19 protein-coding genes are annotated in these 25,667 nt (G+C 67.4%); 7 read left to right on the top strand and 12 right to left on the bottom strand.

Annotation, left to right across the window (positions count from 1 at the left end):
* Nucleotides 1–29 precede the first annotated feature (29 nt).
* The gene (locus tag JGU66_31190; protein ID MBJ6765252.1) at nt 30–1,949 is read right to left on the bottom strand and encodes a hypothetical protein; all 1,920 of its coding nucleotides are present in this window, start codon (nt 1,947–1,949) and stop codon (nt 30–32) included.
* A gap of 511 nt (nt 1,950–2,460) precedes the next feature.
* Here JGU66_31190 and JGU66_31195 point away from each other — a divergent pair.
* A complete protein-coding gene (locus tag JGU66_31195) occupies nt 2,461–2,805 on the top strand; it encodes a hypothetical protein (GenBank protein ID MBJ6765253.1) in 345 nt (114 codons plus the stop codon).
* Here the strand turns inward: JGU66_31195 and JGU66_31200 are convergent.
* From JGU66_31200 to JGU66_31225, 6 genes are all read right to left on the bottom strand, one after another.
* Entirely contained in the window at nt 2,739–3,629 is an 891-nt protein-coding gene (locus JGU66_31200; protein MBJ6765254.1) for an alpha/beta hydrolase, read from the bottom strand. The genes JGU66_31195 and JGU66_31200 overlap by 67 nt on opposite strands.
* Before the next feature lie 275 nt (nt 3,630–3,904).
* Nucleotides 3,905–6,088, bottom strand: coding sequence for an ATP-binding protein (locus tag JGU66_31205; protein ID MBJ6765255.1), 2,184 nt, complete (start codon nt 6,086–6,088; stop codon nt 3,905–3,907).
* 32 nt (nt 6,089–6,120) lie between these two features.
* Complete coding sequence (locus JGU66_31210) at nt 6,121–7,293, bottom strand: hypothetical protein (protein ID MBJ6765256.1); 1,173 nt, start codon at nt 7,291–7,293, stop codon at nt 6,121–6,123.
* Nucleotides 7,274–8,023, bottom strand: coding sequence for an ImmA/IrrE family metallo-endopeptidase (locus JGU66_31215; protein ID MBJ6765257.1), 750 nt, complete (start codon nt 8,021–8,023; stop codon nt 7,274–7,276). Before JGU66_31215 ends, JGU66_31210 begins: the two co-directional genes overlap by 20 nt.
* Nucleotides 8,020–8,403, bottom strand: coding sequence for a hypothetical protein (locus JGU66_31220; protein MBJ6765258.1), 384 nt, complete (start codon nt 8,401–8,403; stop codon nt 8,020–8,022). Before JGU66_31220 ends, JGU66_31215 begins: the two co-directional genes overlap by 4 nt.
* Nucleotides 8,390–8,992: a sigma-70 family RNA polymerase sigma factor gene (locus tag JGU66_31225; protein MBJ6765259.1), complete on the bottom strand. Its 603-nt coding sequence runs from the start codon at nt 8,990–8,992 to the stop codon at nt 8,390–8,392. Before JGU66_31225 ends, JGU66_31220 begins: the two co-directional genes overlap by 14 nt.
* A 502-nt stretch (nt 8,993–9,494) precedes the next feature.
* Here JGU66_31225 and JGU66_31230 point away from each other — a divergent pair.
* The 3 genes from JGU66_31230 (at nt 9,495) to JGU66_31240 (ending at nt 12,124) form a co-directional block, all read left to right on the top strand.
* Entirely contained in the window at nt 9,495–9,944 is a 450-nt protein-coding gene (locus tag JGU66_31230; protein ID MBJ6765260.1) for a hypothetical protein, read from the top strand.
* Complete coding sequence (locus JGU66_31235) at nt 9,941–10,366, top strand: hypothetical protein (GenBank protein ID MBJ6765261.1); 426 nt, start codon at nt 9,941–9,943, stop codon at nt 10,364–10,366. Before JGU66_31230 ends, JGU66_31235 begins: the two co-directional genes overlap by 4 nt.
* 417 nt (nt 10,367–10,783) lie before the next feature.
* Entirely contained in the window at nt 10,784–12,124 is a 1,341-nt protein-coding gene (locus JGU66_31240) for a S41 family peptidase (GenBank protein MBJ6765262.1), read from the top strand.
* 62 nt (nt 12,125–12,186) lie between these two features.
* Here the strand turns inward: JGU66_31240 and JGU66_31245 are convergent, their stop codons facing one another.
* From JGU66_31245 to JGU66_31265, 5 genes are all read right to left on the bottom strand, one after another.
* The gene (locus tag JGU66_31245; protein MBJ6765263.1) at nt 12,187–14,034 is read right to left on the bottom strand and encodes an SBBP repeat-containing protein; all 1,848 of its coding nucleotides are present in this window, start codon (nt 14,032–14,034) and stop codon (nt 12,187–12,189) included.
* 221 nt (nt 14,035–14,255) lie between these two features.
* Nucleotides 14,256–16,094 carry an SBBP repeat-containing protein gene (locus JGU66_31250; protein ID MBJ6765264.1) on the bottom strand — a complete coding sequence of 613 codons (1,839 nt, stop codon included), beginning with the start codon at nt 16,092–16,094 and terminating at the stop codon, nt 14,256–14,258.
* 202 nt (nt 16,095–16,296) lie between these two features.
* The gene (locus tag JGU66_31255; GenBank protein MBJ6765265.1) at nt 16,297–17,886 is read right to left on the bottom strand and encodes a VWA domain-containing protein; all 1,590 of its coding nucleotides are present in this window, start codon (nt 17,884–17,886) and stop codon (nt 16,297–16,299) included.
* Nucleotides 17,887–17,987: 101 nt separating this feature from the next.
* Nucleotides 17,988–18,476 carry a sigma-70 family RNA polymerase sigma factor gene (locus JGU66_31260; protein ID MBJ6765266.1) on the bottom strand — a complete coding sequence of 163 codons (489 nt, stop codon included), beginning with the start codon at nt 18,474–18,476 and terminating at the stop codon, nt 17,988–17,990.
* A 157-nt stretch (nt 18,477–18,633) separates the two neighbouring features.
* Nucleotides 18,634–20,745, bottom strand: a complete 2,112-nt coding sequence (locus tag JGU66_31265) for a hypothetical protein (GenBank protein ID MBJ6765267.1) — start codon at nt 20,743–20,745, stop codon at nt 18,634–18,636.
* Nucleotides 20,746–20,861: 116 nt separating this feature from the next.
* Between JGU66_31265 and JGU66_31270 the strand changes: the two genes are divergently transcribed.
* The 3 genes from JGU66_31270 to JGU66_31280 all read left to right on the top strand — a co-directional run.
* Nucleotides 20,862–23,138, top strand: coding sequence for a germacradienol/geosmin synthase (locus JGU66_31270; protein ID MBJ6765268.1), 2,277 nt, complete (start codon nt 20,862–20,864; stop codon nt 23,136–23,138).
* Between the two features lie 48 nt (nt 23,139–23,186).
* On the top strand, nt 23,187–24,599 hold the full coding sequence (locus JGU66_31275; protein ID MBJ6765269.1) for a cyclic nucleotide-binding domain-containing protein: 1,413 nt from the start codon (nt 23,187–23,189) through the stop codon (nt 24,597–24,599).
* Between the two features lie 3 nt (nt 24,600–24,602).
* On the top strand, nt 24,603–25,667 hold a 1,065-nt coding region (locus JGU66_31280; GenBank protein MBJ6765270.1), incomplete at its 3' end, for a cyclic nucleotide-binding domain-containing protein.

Genomic DNA, 25,667 nt, shown 5'->3' on the forward strand with positions numbered 1-25,667 from the left:
GTTTCTCCTGCCTCGACGGATGGGCTGGCTCATCGCAGCCCCGCGAGCGCGGCCTTCGCGTCGGCGGCGGCGCCCGCCAGCGCCCCCGTCTGGCTGGACACCTGATTCAGCGCGTCTTCGAGTTGCGCCTTGGACTCGGCGGCCTTGGCCTTCGCTTCGGACTCGGCGGTGGCGAGCACGGCGGAGGTCTCCGATGTGGCAGAGTTCAGCTTCGCGTTCACCGCCGAGGAGGCGCCACGGTAGGCGGCGGTCGCATCTCCGACCGCGCCGCTCACGCCCGCGCTCAGGTCGCCCTTCGCCGTCTCCACCTGCGGGGTGACGTCATACGTGGGCGTGGTCGGGGCGCCTCCGGGCTCCTCCTTCGTCTGGATGAGCAGACGCCCCTCGGAGATGCGGATGATCTCCGTGTCGTTGGCGTTCACCCGGCCCATGTTCCAGACGGGGTTTCCGTCCTGGTAGTCGTGGGTGATGGCCGTCTGATTGGTGCCGCGCTTGCCGAGGAGGAGTTGGTCGCCCTGGCTGTCTTGCGGCACGCGCGAGCCCTCGGCCCAGTCGAGGAAGCGGTGCAGCTCGGCGCGCTCGAAGTGCAGCGCGACCAGGGCGCGTTCGTTCTTGTAGGGCGGGAAGTAGAAGTGACCCGAGAAGGCGCCGGGTTCGGCCGGGACGCTCACGGTCTTGTTCCACAGCGGAATGGTGATGCGGTAGTTCGTGACGGAGGTCTTCGGGTCATCCACCTGGAGGTAGATGCGATCCGTGGCCTCGCCGCCCGGGCTGTGAATCTTCCCCTCGACGTAGATGGGATAGCGGGGCGGGCGGTACGTGGGGAGGCTCGGGGCGGTGTCCGCTTTCTGCTCCAGCAGGGTGGAGAGCGTGACGTCGTAGCCTTCGAGCAGGTCCTGCTGACCCTGGTGCTGTCCTTCGTCGATGCGAAGGCCTTCGAGCGCCAGCTCGCGCACGCGGAGGTCCTCGCCCTCACCGACGAGGTCGGGACTCCAGAGTCCGCCTTCCATGCGGAGCAGCACGCCGGGTTGCAAGGGCAGGGGAGGGAAGTCCTTGAACGACACGCGCACCTGCCGCTGGCGCAGGCGGAGGCGTCCCTTCTCCAGGGACTGTCGCTGCTCGGCCTCGGCGGCGATGGGGGTGCGCACGAGCATGTCGTGCTGGATGCCGGGCTCGGTCTGCGCCTGTTCGAGCGTGACGGTGGTGGGGCGCGTCGAGAAGCCATTGAGGACGCGGGTGGCGTGGCGGATGACCGGAGGCAGCTCCACGTCTGCTCGCTCGACGTGGCGGCGACTGACGAGCGTGGACTTGCCCGTGGCCGTCTTCTTTTCGAGGAACGCGTAGCGGTCCTTGGCGCAGTCATAGGCGAGCACTCCGCCGCGCGTGTCCATGAACCAGATGACGAAGTCGTAGAAGCTCGCGGCCGGGTCGTCCTCGCCAATCCCCAGACAGATGAGCGCCTGCTTCGCTTCGAGCACGTCCCAGTCCAGGTCCAGCGCCATGCCTCCGGCCTTGTGGAGGTTGAGCAGCTCGGAGACCTTCTTGTCGGTGTGCAGCTCGATGGGCCGGTGCTGGCGCCACAGCACCTGCGCGCTGTCGGCGAACTCGATGTCATAGCGGCGGAAGGCGCGGCCCTCACCCTGCGCCGTGCCATGCTCCACGCCGGTGAGCCCTCGGGAGCGCGCAATCCCTTGGACGACGAGCGGCGTGGGCGGAGGGTCGTACACCCCGGCGACGGAGAAGCGGACTCGGAGCAGGTCCGGCTTGCTGAAGGCGAGGAAGAGCGGGGCGTCGGCCTTTTCCAACGAGGTCCAGAACCGCACCGTGCCCGTGAAGCCATAGGGCGAGAGGCGAAGGGAGAAGTGCTCCACCTGTCCACCGGGAATGGTGAAGGCCCTCTCCCCAAGGGTCAGCGTCAGCTCCAGCTTCAGCTTCTCCTGAAACGACATCCCGCCTCCGCGCGCCGCCCTCGGTCGGGCCAGGCGCGCGGCGCGGATGATAACTCGGCCTCTCTCCGTCCACGAGCAGACGCTTCATGGGCATGAGCCGCCTCGGCGGTGTCACCGGCGACAAGGCGGCCGAGGGCGCCCCGCAGCATCTCCAGACATGCGGAGCGTATGATGAGTCAAGCCCTCTCCCTAATGGCTCCTGCTCGCCGTCCTGGCATTCACTTGCGTCGTCTCCGCAGCCAGTCCTGTTCCCACCTACCAGACCCAGACGATCGAGGGCTGGACGGTTCGCATTGATGACCGCCTGTTCGCTGCGGCGAACAAGTCCCTGACGGACAAGGCGTTGGTGCTCCTGGCGGCGCAGCTCAAGGAGGTCGTCCGGCTCGTCCCGGCAGGTCCTGTGGCTCAGCTTCGCAAGGTGACGCTGTGGCTTTCGCCGCCCTATCCCAACGCACCGCAGGTGGGTCAGTACCACGCTGCCGAACCCTGGCTTCGCCGGAGTTGTCGCAACATGGCGATGCTGAAGAGCATCGAGTTTTCAAACGTTCTCATCTTCGAGCAAGAGACCAGGCGGATGCCCATCTTCGTGCTGCACGAACTCAGTCACGCCTATCACGCCCGGGTGCTCGGCGAGCACGCCGGCATTTCGGCTGCGTATGCGCGAGCGCTCGCCAACAAGAGCTACGACTGCGTGGAGCGCCGGCGTGGGCCGGGGCAGCCCAACACCTTCGAGCGTGCTGAAGCTGCTGAACGAGACCAGGGCTTGGCCAGCGCGCCTTCGCCGCCCTTTCAAAATGTCTCGAGGAAGGTCTTCATCTCGCGCAGCACCTCGTCATGGTTGGTGAGCCAGACGTAGTGCCGCGCGTGCTCGAGCTTGATGCCCTTCCAGTTCGGCATGCTCATCACGCTCAGCATTTCGGCGTCCCGCTGGATCGCCCTGGCGCTCAGGGCCCTCAACTTCTCCTGCACGGGAAGGTCCATTTGGGAGAAGCCAGGGAGGTCCTCCGGCCGCCCGGCCCGAGGCTGCTCCACGTAGAGGAAGAGCACGGCCGCCGTCACGGCCGCGAAGTCCACCTTCGAGAAACCCTTCATCACCCGCTCCTCCGCGTGCGGCCACTTGCGGCTGCGCAGGTAGTGCCCGGTCTTCGGATCGAACTCGTTCGTCTCGTCGATCTCGTGCGCGGGGAACGCTCCTCCGGCGTCACGCACGACTGCTGCGGCGAGCGCGGCGCGTGAGGCCACGTCCTCGGGCGCGGGCTCGCTCGGAGGAGGCATGGGCACGACCGAAAGGAGCTCCGCCAGCAGGTCACCGTTGGTCCTCACGTCCAGGTAGACCACCTTCTCCACGCGCTCCGGGTGATGGGTTGCCACCCAGGTGAGCTCTGGCCCGGCGGCGGAGTGGCCCACGAATGACGCCTTCGCGATTCCCAGCCCCTCCAGCACCCGGACGACGTCCTCGCCCAGGGTGGCAGTGTCGTAGCCCTGCTCGGGCCAGTTCGACGAGCCAAACCCCCGGCGGGTGACGGCATAGACGTGATGGGCCGCGGTGAACTCCGGCGCGAAGGTGTCGAACACGTGGCCCGTGTTGCCCAAGCCCGACAGGAAGACGAGCGCGGGCCCCTGGCCTCCGAAGTCGAGCAGCTCGAGCTCGACCCCCTCGGCCACCTTCACCCGCTTCACCTGATGCAACGCGCTGGAGTCGGCAGACGCCGGGACCGGGGCGGACTTCGTCGTCACGCAGGCGAATAGCGGCAAGCAGAGGAGGAGGAGTTTTCGCATGGGCTGACTCAACTACAGGAATGCGGAGACCACCAAGTAAGCCCATGGGTCACAGCTCACCGCGCCCCATCTGGACGGGGCGTGGATGAGCCACCTTCGAGGGGCGCGGTGGTGTCAGTCAGACAGAGCTGGACGGGAGCGCGCCGGTGCCGGGAGTGATGATAGACAGGCCCCTCTCAGTCCACGAGCAGGCGCTTCATGGGGGCGGGATCCACCGCGACGAGCAGCGGTCGGGTGAAGCTGCTGAACGAGACCAGGGCTTGACCTGGGGCCAATCGAGACACCCGGTTCCAAAGGCTCTCATCGATGCCACCCACGGTCTTCTTCAGCCGGGAGATGACGCCGATGTCGGTCATCTTGTGGATGACGAACTGGTTGATGAGCCCTAACACCTCGTCGGGGAGGTGCTGCGGCAGTTGCGTCACGAAGACGAGCCCCAGCCAGCGTTTGCGCCCGCGTTTGGCGATGTTCGCCACTTGCTCGAAGAGATTCTGCATCTGCGTCGTGACGCGGCTGTGGGAGAGGAACTCGTGGGCCTCCTCGATGATGAGGAGCACGGGGGTGACGGGAGTGTCCTGCGCTTGCGAGCGTTCGTAGCTCTCCTCCTGGGCATCCTGGACGCCGCGCAAGAGGTCAGCGATGACGAGGTTGTTGAGCTGGGGCGACTCCGTGTCGGACAAGTCGATGATGGACACGCGCCCGGGCTGAATCAGGGCGTCGTAGTTCACGCCCGAGTTGCCCGTGTCGAAGAGCTTCACCCGGTGCAGGCGGTGGAGCTTTCCCGCCAGGGCCTTCCAACTGATTTCATTCCGGCTGGGCTGCGCCCTCACCCGTGCCATGACTTTGTGCGACGCGGTGCGGAACTCGCTGTAGAGCACGAGCCCCGGTGCGCGCGCCGGGGTGTCTTCTTCAGGCGCTGGCGCGTCGTCCGCTTCGAGGCCGTCCAAGAGCGAGCCCTGCTTGCGCGCCGAACCGCGAGCGCGGGACGTGCCCTCCGCGCGGCCTTCGGCGCTGAGGCTGTGGATGTAGACGCTGACCACGTCCAGGAGATGCTGGAGCGTCATGTGCGGATAGCCCGCGGTGTGCTCGTCCAGTTCAAGCGCCTGCCTGAGGGTCTTGGGGTCATGGGGCTTGGGGAAGATGCCGAAGTCCCCCAAGAGGAGCTTCGTGACGTCGTAGGCCCGGATGAAGCGTTCCAACTGCGCCTCGGAGAGGTCGAGGATCTCCGCCACCGCGTACGGCGACAGGCGCGAGAACTGGAGCGAGAACGGGTGCAGGTTCCGATGCCGCGGGTTGCGACTCTTCCGCCCGTGCACGTGATGGATGTGGAGGTCTCGCACGCCCTCGGGAGTCTGTCCTCTCCGGCGCAGTGCCTCCTTCATCGCGGGGTGGTCCGCGGGCTCATCCACATGCGTGTACTCGCCCTCCACGTCGAACACGATGGTCGCGATGCCCGCGGCCTGGGCCCGGTGGATGAGGGTTGCGACCGTGGTGGACTTGCCGCCGCCCGTCGTCCCGAGGATGCCGGTGTGGCGAGGGAAGAGCGCCTTGTCCCGGGGATTCAGCCGGGCCTCCATCCGCTCGTAGCCGACCACGCGCCCCAGGCACAGGTCGCCGCCCACGCCGAGCACGCGCGCGCTCTCCGCTTCGTCGAGCAGGAACACGGGGCTCTGCGGCTGTGGACGGAAGCGCGGTGGCTCGAGCGCGCCCTCCACCTCCTCGCCCAACACCTCCACCTCCGCGCGGCCGTGGAAGTCGAAGGTGTAGTCGAGCTTCTTGCCCTGCGTCACCACGCCCACCGCCATGCTCGAATTGGCGGGGACCGCGTTGGGTTCCGCGAACGGACCCCGTACCACGATGCCCAGATACGTGCGCCCATCCGCCCGTGACTGGATGCGCACGAGCGACTGGGAGGCGAGCTTGGGAACATCCTCGCGGGTGATGAGCAGCGTGACGTGATTGTCGTCGCTCCCGGCCGTGTCGAAGTGCGTGAAGGCCACGGCCTTCTCCAGCTCCGGGTCGAGTCGCGCGGCCTCTTGCGCCTGTACCTTCACTTCCTGGAGCGCTTGGAGGGCGTCGGGAGGTGTGGGGCGGACCAGGGGCGCGCGCGCCGAGGGGGGGCGGACATTCGCGCGAGGCGGGGCCTCCTGCACGGGTGGGGGAGGCCGCGCGGGTTCGCCGCGTGGGCCGCCCGCGCCGGGGGGGAAGGGAGGCCGGCTCACCGTTGCGGTCGAGGTCCGAGGCGCGGACCTCGATGCGCCATAAGGACTGGGGCCCTCGTCCACGGGCGAGGCACGCATCGCGCCACCGCGCGCCATGGGAACCCCCTGGCCTTGTGATGCCTTGCCATCATCCGCCATGACACTTCCCCCCTGAAGACTGCGTGGACTGACTACCGGCGCCGCGCGGGCGCGTGGAGATACCGCAGGCTCGCGCCCGCCTGCGCATAGGCGTCCTGCACGAGGCCGAGGAAGCCGTCCTCGCCAAAGACAGACCGACAGGTCGCCGCAGCGACGCCGAGCAGCATGGGAAGGCCGCGCTCGGGGTACATGGCGCTGTCCGCCATGGCGACGCGCACCGCGAGGTGTACGTGGTCCCGATGTGCGTAGAAGAGGCGCGGCGGCGAGCGGGTCGATACGCGATACACGCCGCGCAGGATGAGCGGGCAGCACTCCTGGACGAAGCGGCGGGCCCGGGGGCTGTCGTGGTTCCGGTACTCCCACTCATTGACATACTGATGGCACTCGCGCTCCATCGTCTCCAGCACCAGGTACTCGCGGGAATCGAGCGCGTGTCCGAGCGTGAGCAGCCCGCGTTCCTCCAGGTCGTCCGAGACGAAGACGAACTTCGGGTGCTTCGTCACCAGCCTGCGCAGCACGCTGAGCGAAGCATGGAGGAGGCTGTGATAGCCCGCGCCCGTCACCAGCTCGCGAGTGCAGGGGTTGCCCACGCCCATGCGCCACTCGGCCTCGGCGCGGTGCACCAGGAGGGCACGCTCCGCGTAGGGGCGGATGCATCGGCGCGCGAGCTTGGACAGGCTGTCCCGCTCGCCGTAGGGGCTCTTCTGCCGGCGCTCGATGAAGTCGCAGGCCTCCTGAAAGGCATTGGCGTGGGTGTCCGCCACCTCCCGGCGGAACAGCCGCTGTGAGAGCGAGCCGGAGGTGCCGCCGTAGTTGGCGATGACGAGCCCCAGCTGGGTGATGCCCAGGGACAGGTTGTCGTGGGACACCGCGCTGCCGCACACGGCATCCACGTTGCCGCGAAAGAGCAGGCCCTGCTGGATGTCGATGAGCTCCTCTTCCGTACATTGATAGAGCCCCGCTTCCGGCGGGCCACCCGTGCGGCCCTGCATGCGCGGAAGCAGCTCGCGGCGAACGAGCTCGCGCAGGTAGTCCTCCTTGTTGACCGCCTGCGTGACCTCCTTGCGGAAGGTCTGGATGACCGGGCCCAGGTCCATGTCCTGCGTCCAGGACTCCAGGTCGAGCAGGCTCGCGAGGTCCGCGCCGAAGGCCCTGCGAAAGTCGTCATCGCCCTCGTCGGGGAGGTCAGGGTCGACCATGGTCATCCTCCGTCCCGTCCAGGAACTCGGCCAGGGAGAAGCGCGGCGCGTGGAGGCTCGGGCGGAGCAGTCGCGCGTAGCGCTCGGCCGCGTGGCGCGGGAGTCCGAAAGTCCGCGCGAGCCTTGTCACGCCTTCTGCCGCGGACGTCCCGTTCACGACGGCGAGGGCCTGACTCGCGGGCGCGAGGAACTCGAACGCCAGCTGGTCCGCGCGGCGCTCGGCCTTGCGGATGCTGCCCTGGAGGATTTCGCCCTGCGCGCCTCGTTCCAGGAGATCGACCTGTGTACTCAGCGGCGTGTGTTCGAGCAACGCGGAGACGCGCTCCTCGGGCGTGGGCGGACGCTGGCCATCGAGGACCGCTTGGATGCCCGCGCCGAAGAGGCGCGACGCCCGGGCTTGGGGCATCCGTTGTTCGAGGACGAAGTGCGCCAGCTCGTGCGCCACGGTGAAGCGCTGCTCGTCCTCGGCGTCATCCAGGTCGTGGAAGAGGATGCCTTTGCCTTCAATCCACACCATGAGCCCATGCAGCTTGCGCGAGGCGCCGCTCATGGGGCAGTCCAGCCCCCGGCGCACGAGCCAGTGCTCGATGGCGGCGACCGTGAGTCCGCGCAGCCCCACGAACGTGATGGGGAGGAGGTGGGGCGGCGGCGCCTCGATGATGAGGTCTCGTGGGAAGGTCGTGGGAGGAGGCAGGCCACTGAGCGCGACGGCCTCCTGCAGCCAGGATTCACTCATGGGTCGTCCGGGTCGTCTCGCGTTCGGTCACGGGCCGCCATCTGGCGCGGGAGGGTGTCGCGGCGCGACTCGGCGTCGCTTCCTCCTCGCGAACACAAATCATTCATCACCTCGCCATGCCGAATCACCCGGATGAGCGCCGAGAGATCCACTGCAAAACGTTTGGCGATGCGGGAGGCATCCGCGGCGAAGGCTTCACCCTCGGGGCGCCGGCACAATGCCAGCCATTGGAGCGTCTCTCGGGAGCACCCCAGCTCCGCTTGGAGTGCCTCCTCGGTGCACTGCTCCACCTTGCGGTAGTTCGCGAGCACGCGACCGAGCGCCCAGTGTTGGGTTTCGCTTTTCCGCGCGGCGTCCGCCAGCCAGTCAGGATTCGTCATCGCGGTCCTCTCTTCCCAGGCGTACCACCCGCTTCATGACCCGGTCGCGGTGGCGTTTGACCTCACGCCGCCGCTCAAGTTCAGGACCGGGATGAAGCCTCAGCACCACCGCCATCTCCTGGGTGGAGCTTTCCCCCAGGAGCACGTCGCGCAGGAGTGCCCAATCCCTCTCGGGCATTCGAGGAGGCGCGAGTTTCTTCACGGCCTGGCTGGCTTCCACGTAGTGCTCCATCACCTCATTCGGGGCCCGGGCCTGGAGTTCGACGACGCCCGCGAACTTGAGTTCTCGCTGACCCCGCGCCGTGTTCTTTCTCCACTGGTCCAGGACCTTCTTCTTCGCGGCCTGGGTCAGGTACGCACCCAGGGACGTGCCGCGGCTGGCATCGAAACGTTCAGGGGTGGCCAGATAGGGCATCAGCGCGTCGATGGTGGCGTCGTAGGCGTCATCGGCCGAGCAGGAGAGGTGGTGCTCGAGGGCCTTGCGAATCGGGTCCACGAAGGCTCGGAGGACCTCCGTGGTGGCCACGGGGTCTCGCTGGAGCATGCGCTCGTGAAGGAGGCTCGCCACCGTCCGTGACGGATATCTCATCGCCACTCCTCGCCGGGTTCACCCGCCCGCGCGTGGGCGGGACGTGTCTGGAATGCTCCTTCGCGGCGGACGCGGGGAGTTCGACATGGGCGTCTTTCGGGCATGTACCCGGCAGGTTGCGGCCGAACGGCCCGCGTGTCTGTCCCTCGCGGCGGGTAGCACCGAAGGGCAGGGCGCGAGCACGGCATACCTCTGTCAGGGGAAAGACAGACGCGGCACGGCCGTGCACTGTGGTGACCTGGCCCCCGTGGACTCACGGGGGCTGGGAAGCCATTTCGCAGCGGGGGAGCCCATGAGATGCGCGTCGTGGTTATGCTGGCTGGGAGCGCTCACCCTTCTTGGGGCGTGCGGTGGATCCTCGTATCTCCGGGATGGCAATGGCACCTACTACGGCACAGAGGTTCGCAATGGTCGCGACATCACCTGGGTCCGTGGGCCGTGGCCCGCAATCATCTCCTCGACCGCTGTCGACAGCATCATTGACCAGCTGTGCGCTCCGCTGATGGAACTGCCAGCCGCCGCGCCGCCTCGAGGGGAGTACGGCCAGGAATACTGTGGCGTCATCTATTCCCAGGCCGGCCGCTACTACGCTTCCTGGCCCGCTGCCATCGAGACCCAGAGACTCAATGCGGACAACTCGGACTACAAGGACTGCCGCACGCCGCTGAAGGTGATGGATGAGCGAGGGCGGACTGCAACCCTTGCGGACTATCACACCCACCCGTGGCGCAACTCCCGATTGTCCCCGTGGGACCGCTCGGAGTCGCACCAGCGCTACTCGTTCCGCATCCAGATGGATCCTACCTGCACGGTGCAGATGTACGTTCCGCATGCAGGCGAAGCTCGCCCAGGGGAAGTCTACGAGCGACGAGGCAGCAAGTGGGTACTCATCGGGCACGTCGTGAACAAGGCGACAGGCACCATCCAATCCATCCCGGAGGCGAGTCCATGATGCGCTCTTCTCTGTTGTTGTTGTCGCTCGGCCTGCTGAGTGGCTGCTCTCTCTTTCAGCGCTCGACACACGCGCCCCACGCATCGCGGGAAGAGGCAGATCGGTACGTCTTCCCGAGCGTCACCTTCGAGGCGGGGCGCACCACCGTCCTCGGAGGCGACGTCGCGACTGCGATTCAGCTCGCGATGGACGACTTCCTGCCCCTGGGCCGTAAGCCCCCGAAAGACGCAACGCCACTCCAGACATGCCTCTACAGGCGCGACATCTACGAAGTCATGGTGGAGCCTCAACCCGATGGAATCATCCTTGTCGCAATCGCTCCTCATCGGGAGCGTTGCGATCCGAACGATGATTCCAACGACACAGGTGGCATCTACGCCGTGGACCCGAAGCGCGGCCTCATCATCGCGGAGCAGCGGTAGGGTGAACCGAACTCCGATGAACCGTGCCATGGCGAAGCGATACTTCAAGCTCACCGATGACCTCGACCTCCCAGGGCGCTGGGACCTCGGGACACCCGTGGATGTCCGAGGTCAGGAACTGGGCTCGCGCGTGCTGCTGCGCGGCGAACCCGTTCGCGTGGAAGGCATGCCCCGCGTTTCGATTGTCCAGCCCGGCGATCCCCTCGACTTCTCGCTCGCGGACATCGGGACTGTTCCCGTCGTGTCGCGGAGGGTCGCCGATCTCTGGGCCCTGCTCGCTCCTCAGGATGCGCTGGGAATCAGGTCCCGTTTTCACCACGCATGCTGTCGCGGCGTGAAGGGGCCCACACGATGCGAGTAGCAGGGCGCGGCGACGTCGGTGTTGAAGCCTGACAACTCGCAGGCTTCGAGGTTCCGATGTCGCGCTACCCCGTCGTGCTTCCCCTGGCATTGCTCTGTTTCTCCCTTGCGTGCGGCAAGGATGAGCCCGGGGGAGGTGAACATCCCTCGCCCGACGAGACTCTGGAGGGGACCTGGCGCACCGATGGATACGGGCTCGCGGTCCGGTTCCAGGGGAAACACGTCGAATTCTTCGAGACGACTTCCGCGAGCTGCCTGCCGTGGTTGTCGGGAGACCTGGTGGACGGGACACTCCCCGAGGCGGGTTTTCACTTTCGTCTCGCGGACCACCGTCTGTTGATCGAGGACCCCGGCACGGTTCATGTCACCGGTCAGCGCGCGCCCTTGCCGGAAGACTGCTCGAAGCCGGTGTCACAGCCGAATGATCCGGTGCTCAACTTCGAGATCTTCTGGCGCACCTTCGCCGAGCAGTACGCCTTGTTCGACCTGTACGGCGTCGATTGGCAGGCGCGCTATGCGCAATTCCGGCCGCGCGTCACGGCGACGACGACGGACGTCGAGCTCTTCACCCTCCTGTCCGAGATGCTCACGCCCCTCACCGATGGACACATCCGTCTCGTCGCGGGCGATGAGGTCTTCAATCCCAAATCGCTTCCCGCCGACTTCGAGGAGCACTTCTCCGACATCGGCCCGTACGTCCTCTCCCACTACCTGGGCGGCCCTGGCGTGACGACGGCGGCGGAGAACCGCGTGGCGTGGCAATCCCTCAACGAGCGGGTCGGGTACATCTTCCTGGGGCGGATGGAGAAGTTCAGCTCCGATCCGGAGGCCGGCGTCGCGGCGGAAGTCGCGGCGGCGGGACAGGCCTTGGATGCCGCGTTGGCGGCGCTCTCCACCAAGCAAGCACTCATCATCGACGTGCGCTTCAATCCCGGTGGCTATGACGCCGTGGCCCTGGCCCTCGCGGGCCGCTTCACGGATGTCGAGCGGACCGGCTTCTACAAGAAGACGCGCACGCCGACGGGCTTCACCCCGCAGCGGGAGTTCCGCTTCGCTCCTTCGGGCGCTCAGCAGTTCACCCGGCCGGTCTACCTGCTCACCAGCGGCGTGACCGCCAGCGCCGCGGAGAACTTCACGATGGCCATGCGCGGCCTGCCGAACGTCACCGTGGTGGGGGAGCGCACGATGGGCGCGCTGTCCGATGTCCCCACCCGACACCTGCCCAACGGCTGGGAGTTCGGGCTCTCCGTCGAGCTGTACACCGCGCCGGATCATCAAATCTACGAGCGCGTGGGCATCCCGCCGAGCGTGGAGGTCCCCTTCGACGGCGCGGGCTTCGGACAGGGCACGGACCGCATCTTCCAGGCCGCCTTGGAGCGGGCGAACGCAGGCGGGTGACGCAGCCGCCATGACCCCACCGGACGGCACACTTGCCTTGCGAAGTGTGCCGTCCGACTGCGTCACAGATGCGGCGCCAGCTTTGTCACGAACGCGTCGGGACGACCCTTGAGCGTGTTCCCATCAAAGTCGCCGTACAGGAAGCCGCCCAGATAAGGGCTGCCCGCTGAGTCGACCGTGAGCCCGTAGGGCTGGATGTCGGTGAACGCTCCGTTGATGATGGGCGGAGGCTGCTGCGTCACCCACTTCAAGGTGCCGTTGAAGTCGAGCTTGCCGACGAAGTTGTGGATCGTGCCGCCGCTGGTGTCATCGGGCCGAGTCACGTCAGCGACCCCTCCACCGCTCACGTAGATACCGTCCGCGCTGGCGAAGATGCCTGTCGCGGCGGAGGCCGAGCCGGACTTCAGCTCCCAGATCCACAGTTTGACGCCGGCCGGCGAGTACTTCGCGACGAAGGCGAGGGCTCGGTCCGGGTCCACAGGGGCGGGAATGCCGTCCATCCCGCCCGTGCTGCCACCTGTGAGATAGATATTTCCGCTCGCGTCGGTGGTGGTGTCCCAGGTCATCGCACTACCCGATGTCGTCCCTGCTTGCCGGGTCCACTGCTTCACCCCGTTGGTATCGAACTTGGTGACGAAGATGTCGCCGGGGCCGGTCTTCGAGTTTCCGTCCAGTGCACCCGTCGTCCAGCCCGAAATATAGACATTGCCTGAGCTGTCCGTGCTGGCCCTGCGGGCTTGGGTTCGCGCATCTGTCGCGCCGACCGTCCGAGTCCACAGACGATTGCCCGCGCTGTCGTACTTGCTCAAGAACGCGTCGTGCATGCCGATGCGCGTATTGCCGTCCAGGTTGCCCCACGTGTCGCCCGCGATGAAGGCGTTGTCCACGCCATCCACGGCCACGCCATAGGCCGCTGTCTCACCGCTCGTCGTGCCCAACAGACGGGTCCACTGGCGCACGCCGGTGTCGCTGTACTTCGTGAGGAACGCTTCATAGCTCCCCATCTGAGGGGCGCCATCCAGCGGACCATGCATGTTGCCCGCGGAGTACACTTGACCCGACGTCTGGGTCGTCGCGATGGCGTACGGCCACACCTGCGACGTGGGCGAGCCGAACTGCTTGGACCAGAGGACGGCCCCGTTCGAGTCCCGCGCGATGATGAAGCCATCGGTGGGGCCAATCGCGGCGGGCGTCCCCTCCAGCCCCACATTGGTGAAGCCTGTGAGGTAGGTGCGTCCGGCAGGTGTCCCTGCGATGCCGTAGGCCTTGGTGTCGCCGTTGGTTGCTCCAGATGTCCTCGTCCAGAGCGTCACGGGGCCCTCGCAGCTCATCAGCTCGAGCGTCCCGATGGAGATGACGACATTGCCCGTGCGGGTGTCGTTGTCATCGGTGACCTTCAGTCGGTACTTCACGTAGGCGCCCGGGGTGGCCACGTCGAACTCACGGCGCTGTGGGCTGGACCATCCCGTCTGGTTGGTGCGCGTATCCAATACGACCCAGGCCGCGCCGTTCCAGCCCTCCAGCGTCCAGTCCTTCGGGGCCCGCGTGAGGATGTCTCCATTCGAGTAGGTGATGGCGTAGCGGCGCACCGTCTTGGCGCCGTCGCCGAACTGATAGGCGAGCCACGCGGGCGTCTGCCCCTGGGCGGACAGCCAGAAGGAGTAGTTGCCGTCAAAGGCCTTCCACGCGTCATAGAGTGAGCTGAAGGTGCCCGAGGCGCTGGCGATGCCCGCGGGTGCCGTGGCGGAGGTCATCACCGGCACGAGGTTGGTGCAGGTCAATGCCTGTGATTGAGCACCGTGAGTATCCGCTTTGGAATCACGAAGGTCCTCCCCCTGGCAGCCGGCGAGCATGCCCAGCGCGAGAGCCCCGGTCAGCAGGTGCCGCTGCATGGACTTCCACTGCATCATGATGTCGCTCCCTGCGAGCGTGCGCGAGATGCGCACGCTGTCTCGGGGCCGAGCGCGAACGCCGTCACCCCGAGTCGCAACCAGAGATAGCGGCGACGGTGAACCACCTGTTGCGGGATGTGACGAAACGCTCCATGCCCGGGACGAACCCATTCCTGGCAGGGACCGGATAAACACAGACGGCACACCTCCCCCCAGAAGTGTGCCGCCCGATTCTTCGATTACTGCGGCAGCAGCTTCGTCACGAACGCGTCGGGGTTGCCCTTGAGCGTGTTCCCCTCGAAGTCGCCATACAGGAAGCCCGTCATATAGGGGCTGCCCGCGGAGTCGACCATGAGGCCATAGTTCAGGACGTCGGTGGCTACGCCGCTCTTGATCGCCGGAGCCTGCTGAACCACCGACTGCAGGACGCCGTTGAAGTCGAGCCTGGCCACGAAGGTGTGAGCCGGGCCGCCGCTGGTGTCATTGGCCAGGGCCACGTTCGCGCTCCCGCCGCCGCTCACGTAGATGCCGCTCGAGGTGGCCACGATGCCCGTCCCGAAGGAGCCCGAGCCCGACGTCAGCTCCCAGACCCAGAGCTTGACGCCCGCCGGCGAGTACTTCGCGACGAAGACACTGGGCTCGTTCACGCCGTTGGGGACGCCATCCATCCCGCCCGGGCTGTTGCCGGTGAGATAGACATTCCCGCTCGAATCGGAGGTGATGCCATAGTTGTAGGCGTTGCCCGTGGCCGTTCCCAACTGCCGGGTCCACTGCTTCACGCCACTGCCGTTGTACTTGGTGACAAAGACATCCATCGGGCCCATCGCCGTGTTGCCGTCCAGGCCACCGTTCGTCCAACCCGAGAGATAGACGTTGCCGGAGATATCGGAGACGACTCGACGACCGATGGTCCGCAGGCCCGCCTTTCCGACCGTCCGCGTCCACAAGCGATTGCCCGCGGTGTCGTACTTGCTCACGAACGCGTCGTAGACGCCGGCGAGCGTGTTTCCGTCCAGGCTGCCGGTGGTGTAGCCCCCGATGAAGGCGTTGTCCAAGCCATCCAGCGCCACGCCATAGGTCTCCACGTCACCGCTCGTCGTCCCCAAGAGCTTCGTCCACTGGCGCACGCCGGTGTCGCTGTACTTCGTGAGGAAGGACTCTCGGCCGCCCATCTCCGTGGCGCCATCCAGCGGGCCATCCACGAAGCCCGCGGCGAGCACCTGCCCCGATGTCATGGTCGCCGCGACGGCGTACGGCCACACGAGCGACGCGGTGGAGCCGAGCTGCTTGGACCAGAGGGTCGCGCCGTTCGCGTCGCGCGCGGTGAGGAAGCCATCCATGGGGCCTCCCGTCGCGGGGACGCCCTCCAGGCCGACCTTGGTGAAGCCCGTGATGTAGTTGCGGCCGGACGGAATGCCCGCGATGTCATAGGCCTGGGTGAAGCCGCCCGTGGCCCCGGAGGTCTTCGTCCAGAGGGTCGCGCTCGTCTGGCAGCTCATCAGCTCGAGCGTCCCGATGGAGATGACCACGTTGCCCGCGCGGGTGTCGTTGTCATCCGTGACGTTCAGCCGGTACTTCACGTAGTTGCCGGGCGTGGCGACGTCGAACTCGCGGCGCTGCGAGCCGGGCCAGCCCGTCTGGTTGGTGCGCGTATCCACCACCACCCAGGCCGAGCCATTCCAGCCCTCGAGGGTCCAGTCCTTCGGCGCGCGCGTGACGATGGAGCCGTTCGAGTAGGTGATGGCATAGCGGCGCACCGTCTTGGCGCCGTCGCCGAACTGATAGGCGATCCACGCCGGAGTCTGCCCCTCGGGGGACAGCCAGAAGGTGTTGGTGGCGTCGAAGGCCTTCCAGGCGTCATAGGACGCGCCGAAGATGCCGGAGGCCGTGACGGCGCCCGACGGTGCCGTGGCGGACGTCATCACCGGCACGAGGTTCGTGCACGTCAGCGCCTGAACCTGCGAGCCTGACGCGTCCGCATTGGAATCATTGAGGTCCTCCCCCTGGCAGCCGGCCAGCACGCCCAGCGCCAGGGCCCCGGTCAGCGCATGCCGCTGCATGGACTTCCACTGCATCATGGTGTCGCTCCCCGCGAGCGTGCGCGACATGCGCACGACGTCTCGGGGGCCGAGCGCGAACGCCGCGTCCCCCAAGTCGCGGTGAGGGATACCGGCGACGGGGACCCACGCGGTGCGGGATGTGACGAAACCCTCCACACCCGGGACGAACCTGTCCCCATGGGGGACCGGCGCATCCCGGGCGGGAGGTATCAGGCGCTCATCACGGCGCCTGGACGTCCGTGATGAAGTAGCTCACGGTGCCGCTGCACGCCGTGGTCGCGTAGCAGCCGACGCGAATCTCCGCATCGCCCCAGATGGTGTCGGGGACGTTGTAGACGAAGTTGGAGAGGCTGCCGCCGCACGCGTCGTCGTTGATCGCCACCTGCGCGGGCGGGGTGGCCGGATCGAACAGGCGCATGATGGTGTCACCCGTGCCGCTCGCGCCCGTCAGGCCGCAGGTGCCCACCTGCACGCGCTGGCCCGGCCGCACGTAGATCTTCGCGTTGGCGGTGTTCATCGTGCCGCCGTTGGTGTTGCTCACGTTGAACGTGAACGACGAGCCGACGGTGTACGCCAGCGTGCCGCCGCACGGGTTGTTGGCGAAGCAGCCAATGCGAACCTGGTACGTGCCCGTCGCCGGCACGACGTAGGTGATCTTCGACAAGAGGCCGCAGCCGTCATCGTTCAGGGCCACCTGCGTGCCGCTCGGGTTGAACAGGCGCATGGTCGTGTCGCCCGTGCCCGTGGCGCCATTCACGCCGCAGGTGCCCACGTTCAGCGTCTCGCCCTGGCGCAGGTAGATGGAGGTGTTGGCCGTGTTGACCGTGCCGCCGCTGGTGCCCTGCACGTTGAAGGCGAAGAGGTTGCCCCGCGTGCCCGCGAAGGGGGCCGGGCAGGCACCCGCGGCGCACGGGTAGGCCGCGTTCACGTCGTTGGCGCGGCGATACTCACCGCCGGTGACCGTGGCGAGCGACGAGAAGAGCTTGTCCTCGCAGAGCACCGCGGTGGTGCACGCCGTCGTCGTCGCGGACGGCGCGCCCTCCGAGGGCAGGAGGTTGAGGACCGACGAGCCCGTCCAGTACGCCGTGTCCATCTTCACCAGGGACGCCGTGGCCTTGGCGTAGACCTTGTACGGCCAAGAGCTCGTATTGAGGACCGGATCCCCCGAGGGGCCGCTGCAGACGCCGGTGCTCGCGTTCTCCTCGCCATCCGTGGCGACGTACATGCTGGTGGAGTTCCCCGGGTCCTGGGCCGCGAGGTAGTCAATGGAGAAGCACATGGCGTCCGCCAGGGGCGTGCCGCCCGAGCAGGTCTCGTCACCGAGGGCGTCCAGCGCAGCCTTGGCCGTGGCCTTGTCCACGTAGCCGATCGTGAGCTTGGTGACGACCGTGCCCGCGAAGCTGACCACGGCGACGCGGGTGCGGTTGCCGATGTTCGGATCGAACATGTTCTCCAACTGGAGGAGCGACTGCTTCTTCGCGTCCTTGCAGCGGCTGTTGCCCGTGGCCTTCCGGATGGCCGTCATGGAGCCGGAGCGATCGAGCAGGATGAGGCCGTAGCGCTCAGGTCCCAACGTCTTCACGTCGCCATCGGCGGAGCCCTTGGCATCAGGGGCCTGGATGAACCGGACGAGCGGACGCTCTCCCTTGGGGCTTGCGTCCGCCAGCGCGACCTCGTTCAAGGACTGGGCCTGGACGGCCACGTCGGGAACGGCGGCGGGCGCGAGCGCCTGCTCTGCCTCGGGGCCACAGGCGGACATCATCGGTACGGCGAGCACGGACAGCAGCAACCGGAGCAGGGTTCTTTTCACGTGCACTCCTCGGGACCACTGGGTGGACTGCGGTGGAGGGATCGACCGAGGCGTCTGGAATGGGAAGATTATTTCTTGAAATGCACGAATTTCTAGTTTGGTTAATTTTTGCCGTCGAGGCGCACGCTGCGCTTCCGGGCCCGGGCCACGAAGCGCCGGAGCTGGTGGCGGACCGTCTTGGCGGAGAGGCCCAGGTGCGTGGCGACCTCGGTGATGCTGTGGCCGTCCACGAAGTGGAGGATGGCCGCGGAGAGGGTTTGGGGGGATTCGCCGTGCAGCAGCAGGGCCAGGTCCTTGGCGGCCTCGGCGCGCCGCATGTCGCCGGGATGAGAGGGTTCTGACGCGGGCTGTCCATCCCGCCACCGGCCGCGCTGGCGGAGGCGATCGATGGCCAGACACGTCGCCATCTGGTGGAGGAGGGACGGGTTCGCGGGATGGGTTCGCAGGCGTCCCCATTGCTCCACCAGGGAGGCGAAGGCGTCGTGGGTGACGTCGCGCGCCTCCTCGGAGTTCCCTAGGAGGAGCAACGCCCTTCGGTACACGGACGCGCCGAAGCGGCCGTACAAGTCGGTCAAGTCCAAGCCCGGCATGGGCTGCTCCCCCTCAATTCAAGACGAGTGCCGACGGGATCGGCGTCAGGCTCGCGAAGCCAAACGGACCCCATTGAGAGTCTTCGCCCAGAATATTGTCAGACTCCCCTGACGCGAGTTTCGGGCAGTGTTGACCAGACAACACCGCGCCGCGGCGTCAGATGTTGATGCGGGAGCTGACCGTGCGGACGTCCAGACCGTGGGCGGCGAAGTCGCTGGCATGCGCGCGCAGCAGCTCCACGAACCGTGGGTGCACGTCCTCCTCCTCGTTGGCGACGAGGAAGCCGTAGCGCGTCTTGGACAGCATCCAGGAGATCCACAGCATCTCCGTGGCGTCATCCGGGGGCGGGGCCACGTCCAGGTCCGCCTCGGAGGAGAGGGCGCCGGCCTTGCCCCAGCGCAGTCCGAGGCAGGAGTAGAGGACCTCGCCCGCGTCCTCCCATTGCAGGTTGTTGGCCCAGGCGTGACGGAAGGTGGCGAAGAAGATGACGTAGCGGCACAGGTGCCGGAGCGCGTCCACTTCTCCGGGCTGGGGCGTGTCCGTGTGCGTCACCGGGCTGACGGCGCGCGGGGGCGGCTCGGCGGCCTTCGCGTCCAGGTCCATGCGCTCGCTGCGCGCGAACCAGGGCGCGGGCTTGCCGGTGACGGTGGCGCGCAGATAGCGGCAGATGAAGGCGGGCGCGGCGTGGGTGACGAGGTCGTCCGAGAAGCGGCGCACCTCGCGCCACTGGGCTTCAATCTGCTCGCCGTGCTCGGCGAAGAAGGCGTCCACGTGCTCGCCGATGAGTCGCCAGAAGAGGTGGGCGCAGTGGGCGTAGTGGTGGCCCTCGCACACGGGGGCCTTGGGCGCGAAGCCCTTCCAGTCGTAGCTGCCCAGCAAGTGGGCGAGCCGCGTCTCCACCGCGGCGGGCGTGAGCGCGCTGGCCCGGGTGATGTAACCCGAAGGCCCGATGAGGAAGCCATTGGCGGAGTGGTTGATGAGCACCACCTCGCGCAGGTGGGGGAGCAGGAGCCAGCGCAAGGGATTGAGCCGCAGGTTGCGGTGCGCGGCGATGGCGTACTGCTCGACGTTGAAGTGGCACTGGCCCAGGTGGTTGCCCAGCTCGGTGTCCAGCGTGGCGCTCACGCGCGCCATCCGCTTGGCGGCTTCCCAGCCCGCGCCGTCCTGGGGGGTGAACGTGCGTCGCGTCACCGGCGAGCCGGGCGCGGTGGCTCCGGGCTCGCGCATCCCCAGGATGATGCGGGTGGGGAGCAGCCGCCCGTCCTCCAATCGCAGACGGATGTCCACGTCCGGAAGACAATGAATGCCGTCCTGCTCATAGGCATTCCACGGGAAATACAGACGGAAGGCGCCCGTGTCGCCGGGCGACTCGGGGTCACCGTCCAGGAGGGTGGAGAACATGCCGTTGAGCAGGCGCTCTCCGAAGAAGGCATCCGTGCGCGTGGACCCGGGAGACTCGCGCTCCAGTCGGCGCGTCATGGATTCGGGGTAGTCCGCCTGGATGGCTTCGAGGCTGGGGGACTTGCCCAGGCGGCTCTGGAGCAGGTGCCGGCGCTTGACGAGTTCGATGGGCGCCACGGCCTTGACCATGGCGAGCGCGCGGCCCGGCGCATAGGCCGTGGGGGGCGTGCCTTCCTCCGTGACGAGCAGGCGGGCCAGGGGCGTGGTCGGATCGTATTCCCAGTACGGCAGCCGCAGCGTCCCGAAGTCGTACTCCAGGCCGGCGAAGTCGTCCGGGCCTCGCTCCGTCCCGATGCGCCGCCAGTGCTCCACCACGCGGCCATTCTTCGCGAACGTGTGCTGTGGCTCGAAGAGGCGCAGCTCCAGGTCCGGGAGATCGCCGGCGCCCGCGCTGGCCGGATCGTACCGGACCGCGAAGCGGCCCTCCGCGTCCGTGAACCCCTCGCCCAGGAAGTCATCCGGGGTGCCGAAGTCCCGGTCCCACAGCTCGACCTTCAGGTGATGCAAGGGAATGGGCCCCGTGGGGCCGTCATGCTCGAAGACCACGCGGCCCGTGGCGACCGCGGGCAGCGCGTCAAGTGACCCGGGGGGGCTTGCCGGGCGCACGCGGTTCGCCAGCTCCCGGCTGAGCACCTGCCGTTGCTCGAGCGGCAGGCGCGCATACCACCGGGCCAGCTCATCTGCCTCCAGCAGGGGTTCCTCGGCGTCGTGGCCTTTCGTCAGGCCCATCCAGGTCAGCACGCGGCGCAACATGGCGGAACCGTACCACCGCAGCGTTCCTTCTCTGACGTTCCTTGAGGTTCCCATCTACCCATGCATGGGGTCATTTCTTGAATTTTGGAAAAGCCTGCGAGCCCTACTTTGACGTGGAGTTCAATGCCTGACGTCACTACAACGGCCGCGCTTTTCCGCAAGAGGTGGCCATGGCCAAGCCGCGATCGAAGCAACCCTTTGAACTTCCGGACTTCTACGTCCCCTGGCCCGCGCGACTGAACCCGCATCTGGAAGCGGCCCGGGTGCACTCCAAGGCCTGGGCGCACGCGCTGGGCATCATCGGGGCGCCCGCGGATGGGAGCGCTCCGGTCATCTGGAGCGAGGCGAAGTTCGATGCCATGGACTACGCCTTGCTGTGCGCCTACACGCATCCCGAGGCGCCCAGTCTGGAGTTGGACCTCATCACGGACTGGTACGTCTGGGTCTTCTACTTCGACGACCACTTCCTGGAGGTCTACAAGAAGACGCAGGACCAAGCGGGGGCGAAGGCGTATCTGGATCGCCTGCCCTTGTTCATGCCGGTGGACCTGTCGGTGGCGTCACCGCCGCCGAGCAACCCCGTGGAGCGAGGGCTCGCGGACCTGTGGGCCCGCACGGTGCCCAGCCGCTCGGTGGAGTGGCGACGCCGCTTCTTCGAGAGCACGCAGAGCCTGCTGGACGAGTCCACCTGGGAGCTGGCCAACATCAGCGAGCGCCGGGTCTCGAACCCCATCGAGTACATCGAGATGCGCCGCAAGGTGGGCGGTGCGCCGTGGTCCGCGGACCTGGTGGAGCACGCGGTGGCCGCGGAGGTGCCGGATCGCATCGCGGCCAGCCGTCCCATGCGCGTCCTCAAGGACACGTTCTCGGATGCGGTGCACCTGCGCAACGACCTGTTCTCCTACGAGCGGGAGATCATGGAGGAGGGCGAGCTGGCCAACTGCGTCCTCGTGGTGGAGCGCTTCCTGGGCACGGAGACGCAGCGCTCGGCGAACCTCGTCAATGAGATTCTGACGTCGCGGCTCCAGCAGTTCGAGAACACGGTGGTGACGGAGCTGCCGTCGCTGTTCGCCGAGCATGCCATCACGCCGGTGGAGCAGGCCCAGGTCCTCACCTATGTCCGAGGGCTCCAGGACTGGCAGTCGGGCGGACACGAGTGGCACCTGCGCTCCAGCCGCTACATGAACAAGGGCGCGGTCCAGAAGGAGGAGGCGCTGCCCCTGGGGCTCTCGGGGCTGGGGCTCTCCGCGGCGCGGCTTCCTCGGACGCCCGGCGCGTTGGGGCTCAGCCGCATCAAGGCCTTCACCCACGCGCCCTACCTGCCCGTGGGCCCGGTGACGCTCCCGAAGTTCCACATGCCGTACACCACGTCCGCCAGTCCGCACCTGGACGCCGCGCGCCGGCACTCCAAGGAATGGGCGCGCAGCATGGGGATGCTGGACGCGCTGCCCGGTGTCCCCGGCGCTGTCATCTGGGACGATCACATCTTCGACGTGGCGGACGTGGCCCTGTGCGGCGCGCTCATCCACCCGGATGCCACGCCCACCGAGCTGAACCTCACCGCGGGCTGGCTGGTGTGGGGCACCTACGCGGATGACTACTTCCCCGCGCTCTATGGCCACTCCAAGGACATGGCCGGCGCGAAGGTGTTCAACGCCCGGCTGACGGCGTTCATGCCGGATGATCCGACGGCGCAGGGCGCGGTGGCCACCAACCCCGTGGAGCGCGGGCTGGCGGACCTGTGGGCCCGCACGGTGGCCACGCTGACGCCAAACTCGCGCCGCCTGTTCCGCAAGGCCATCCAGGACATGACGGAGAGCTGGCTCTGGGAGCTGGCCAATCAGATCCAGAACCGCATCCCGGACCCGGTCGACTACGTGGAGATGCGGCGCAGGACGTTCGGCTCGGACCTGACCATGAGCCTGTCCCGGCTGTCGCAGGGGGATGCCATCCCCATGGAGATCTTCCACACGCGCCCCATCCGCGCGCTGGAGAACTCAGCGGCCGACTACGCCTGCCTCACGAACGACGTCTTCTCGTACCAGAAGGAGATCGAGTTCGAGGGGGAGCTGAACAACGGCGTCCTCGTGGTCCAGCGCTTCCTGGACGTGGACAAGGCGAAGGCCGTGGCGGTCGTCAATGACTTGATGACCGCGCGGATGAAGCAGTTCGAGCACATCGTCGCGACGGAGCTGTCGCAGCTCGTGCGCAACTTCAACCTGAACGCCGAAGCTCGGGACAAGCTGCAGCGGTACGTCACCAAGCTCCAGACGTGGATGGCGGGCGTGCTGAAGTGGCACCAGACCGTGGACCGCTACAAGGAGTTCGAGCTGCGCGCCTCGCGTGGGCGCGCGCTCCGGTACGTGGGCCCCACGGGGCTGGGCACCTCGGCCGCGCGCATCGCCTCGCTGTTCGGTGGGGGCCGCGCCGGTCCCCGCCTCCCTTGATTTCTCCCGCATCCCTCAACCCTTTCCCTCAGTGACATCAGGTGAGTCATGGCCAATTCGATGAAGCCGGGCAGTGAGCAGGAGCATTCGCAGCTGAGCCTCGGGACCGCGGCGGCGCGCCAGCTCGCGACGACGACCAAGTCCGTTCCGCAGATGCAGGGCATCTCGTCCCGGTGGCTCTTGAAGCTGCTGCCGTGGGTGCAGGTGTCCGGCGGCGTGTACCGCGTCAACCGCCGCCTCTCCTACGCCGTGGGCGATGGCCGCGTGACGTTCACGACCACCGGCGCCAAGGTGCAGGTGATTCCCCAGGAGCTGTGTGAGCTGCCGCTCCTGCGTGGCTACGACGACGTGGAGGTGCTCACCGCGCTCGCCAACCGCTTCGTGCAGAAGGAGTTCAAGGCGGGCGACGTCATCACCGAGAAGGGCAAGGAGGCGGACTCCATCTGCCTCATCGCGCACGGCAAGGTGAACAAGCTGGGCGCGGGCAAGTACGGCGACCTGACGGTGCTCGGCGTGCTCGCGGACGGCGACCACTACAGCTACCAGGCGCTGCTGGAGTCCCAGGACTACTGGCAGTTCACGGCCAAGGCCGTCACGCCGTGCACGGTGCTCATCCTGGAGCAGTCCGCGTTCGAGGCGGTGGTGGCCCAGTCGCCCTCGCTGAAGAAGCACATCGACGAGTTCAAGGCGCGCGCGAAGAAGAAGCAGGACACCTCGGGTCAGGCCGCCATCGAGCTGGCCGCGGGCCACTCGGGTGAGCCGGTGCTGCCGGGCACGTACGTGGACTACGAGACGTCGCCGCGCGAGTACGAGCTGAGCGTGGCGCAGACGGTGCTCCAGATCCACTCGCGCGTGGCGGACCTCTTCAACGAGCCGATGAACCAGACGGAGCAGCAGCTGCGTCTGACGGTCGAGGCGTTGAAGGAGCGCAAGGAGCACGAGCTCATCAACAACCGCGACTTCGGCCTGCTGCACAACGCGGACCTGAGCCAGCGCATCCACACGCGCTCGGGCCCGCCCACGCCGGACGACATGGACGAGCTGCTGGCCACCGTGTGGAAGGAGCCGTCCTTCTTCCTCGCCCACCCGCGCGCCATCGCCGCGTTCGGCCAGGAGTGCAACCGCCGGGGCATCTACCCCACCAGCACGGAGATGAACGGCAACATGGTTCCCTCGTGGCGCGGCGTGCCCATCTTCCCGTGCAACAAGATTCCCATCTCCGACTCGCGCACCAGCTCCATCCTGCTCATGCGCGCCGGAGAGAAGAACCAGGGCGTCGTCGGCCTGCACCAGGCGGGCATCCCGGATGAGATCGAGCCCAGCCTCAACGTGCGCTTCATGGGCATCAACGAGAAGGCCATCATCTCGTACCTCGTCAGCAGCTACTTCTCCGCGGCGGTGCTCATCCCGGACGCGCTCGGCATCCTCGAGAGCGTCGAGATTGGCCGCAACCAGGACTGATCCATGGCCCACTCCGAAGAAGAGTCCCAGCTGAGTCTGGGGACCGCGGGCGCGCGCCAGCTCGCGACGACGACGAAGTCCGCGCCGCAGATGCAGGGCATCTCGCCCCGCTGGCTGCTGCGCATGCTGCCGTGGGTGCAGGTGTCCGGTGGCGTGTACCGCGTCAACCGGCGCCTGACGTACACCGCGGGCGATGACCGCCTCGTGTTCAGCAACATCGGCGCGAAGGTGGAGGTCGCTCCCCAGGAGCTGGCCAAGCTGCCGCTGTTGCGCGGCTTCGACGGGGACCCCGGGGTCCTCACCGCGCTCGCCGGGCGCTTCGTCCAGCGCGAGGTCCGGGCTGGAGAGGCCATCGTCGAGGCGGGCCAGTCCGCCGAGCACGTGGTCCTCCTGGCGCACGGCAAGGCGCGCAAGGTGGGGCAGGGCAAGTACGGCGATGAAGTCACGCTGGACACGCTCGGCGACGGCGACCACTTCGGCGACGCGGCCGTGGTGGAGTCGAACGACAAGTGGCCCTTCACGGTTCGCGCGACCACCGCGTGCACGGTGCTGGCGCTGCCGCAGCAGGTCTTCGAGTCGCTCATCTCCCAGTCTCCGGCGCTGCGCGCGCACATCGAGCAGTTCAAGGCGCGGCTGAAGAAGCCCCAGGACAAGATGGGGCAGGCCGCCATCCCGATGGCCGCGGGGCACGCCGGTGAGCCGTCGCTGCACGGCGGCTTCGTGGACTACGAGCTGAAGCCCCGCGAGTACGAGCTGAGCGTGGCGCAGACCGTGCTCCGGGTGCACACGCGCGTGGCGGACCTCTTCAATGGTCCGATGAACCAGACGCAAGAGCAGCTGCGCCTGACGATTGAAGCCCTGCGCGAGCGGCAGGAGTACGAGCTCGTCAACAACCGCGACTTCGGCCTGCTGCACAACGCGGACCTGAAGCAGCGGCTCCACACGCGCTCGGGCCCGCCCACGCCGGACGACTTCGACGAGCTGCTCTGCCGGCGCAGGAAGTCGCGCTTCTTCCTGGCCCACCCGCGCGCCATCGCCGCGTTCGGCCGCGAGTGCACCCGACGGGGC

The sequence above is a fragment of the Myxococcaceae bacterium JPH2 genome, assembly GCA_016458225.1.
Lineage (GTDB): Bacteria > Myxococcota > Myxococcia > Myxococcales > Myxococcaceae > Citreicoccus.

Coding starts and splice junctions, on each gene's coding strand:
- JGU66_31260 (MBJ6765266.1), bottom strand. CDS start 18,476: ATGCCGGGCTTGGACTTGACCGACTTGTACGGCCGCTTCGGCGCGTCC.
- JGU66_31210 (MBJ6765256.1), bottom strand. CDS start 7,293: ATGACCATGGTCGACCCTGACCTCCCCGACGAGGGCGATGACGACTTT.
- JGU66_31240 (MBJ6765262.1), top strand. CDS start 10,784: ATGTCGCGCTACCCCGTCGTGCTTCCCCTGGCATTGCTCTGTTTCTCC.
- JGU66_31205 (MBJ6765255.1), bottom strand. CDS start 6,088: ATGGCGGATGATGGCAAGGCATCACAAGGCCAGGGGGTTCCCATGGCG.
- JGU66_31250 (MBJ6765264.1), bottom strand. CDS start 16,094: ATGATGCAGTGGAAGTCCATGCAGCGGCATGCGCTGACCGGGGCCCTG.
- JGU66_31230 (MBJ6765260.1), top strand. CDS start 9,495: ATGGAACTGCCAGCCGCCGCGCCGCCTCGAGGGGAGTACGGCCAGGAA.
- JGU66_31235 (MBJ6765261.1), top strand. CDS start 9,941: ATGATGCGCTCTTCTCTGTTGTTGTTGTCGCTCGGCCTGCTGAGTGGC.
- JGU66_31190 (MBJ6765252.1), bottom strand. CDS start 1,949: ATGTCGTTTCAGGAGAAGCTGAAGCTGGAGCTGACGCTGACCCTTGGG.
- JGU66_31225 (MBJ6765259.1), bottom strand. CDS start 8,992: ATGAGATATCCGTCACGGACGGTGGCGAGCCTCCTTCACGAGCGCATG.
- JGU66_31220 (MBJ6765258.1), bottom strand. CDS start 8,403: ATGACGAATCCTGACTGGCTGGCGGACGCCGCGCGGAAAAGCGAAACC.
- JGU66_31275 (MBJ6765269.1), top strand. CDS start 23,187: ATGGCCAATTCGATGAAGCCGGGCAGTGAGCAGGAGCATTCGCAGCTG.
- JGU66_31195 (MBJ6765253.1), top strand. CDS start 2,461: ATGGCGATGCTGAAGAGCATCGAGTTTTCAAACGTTCTCATCTTCGAG.
- JGU66_31245 (MBJ6765263.1), bottom strand. CDS start 14,034: ATGATGCAGTGGAAGTCCATGCAGCGGCACCTGCTGACCGGGGCTCTC.
- JGU66_31265 (MBJ6765267.1), bottom strand. CDS start 20,745: ATGGGAACCTCAAGGAACGTCAGAGAAGGAACGCTGCGGTGGTACGGT.
- JGU66_31215 (MBJ6765257.1), bottom strand. CDS start 8,023: ATGAGTGAATCCTGGCTGCAGGAGGCCGTCGCGCTCAGTGGCCTGCCT.
- JGU66_31270 (MBJ6765268.1), top strand. CDS start 20,862: ATGGCCAAGCCGCGATCGAAGCAACCCTTTGAACTTCCGGACTTCTAC.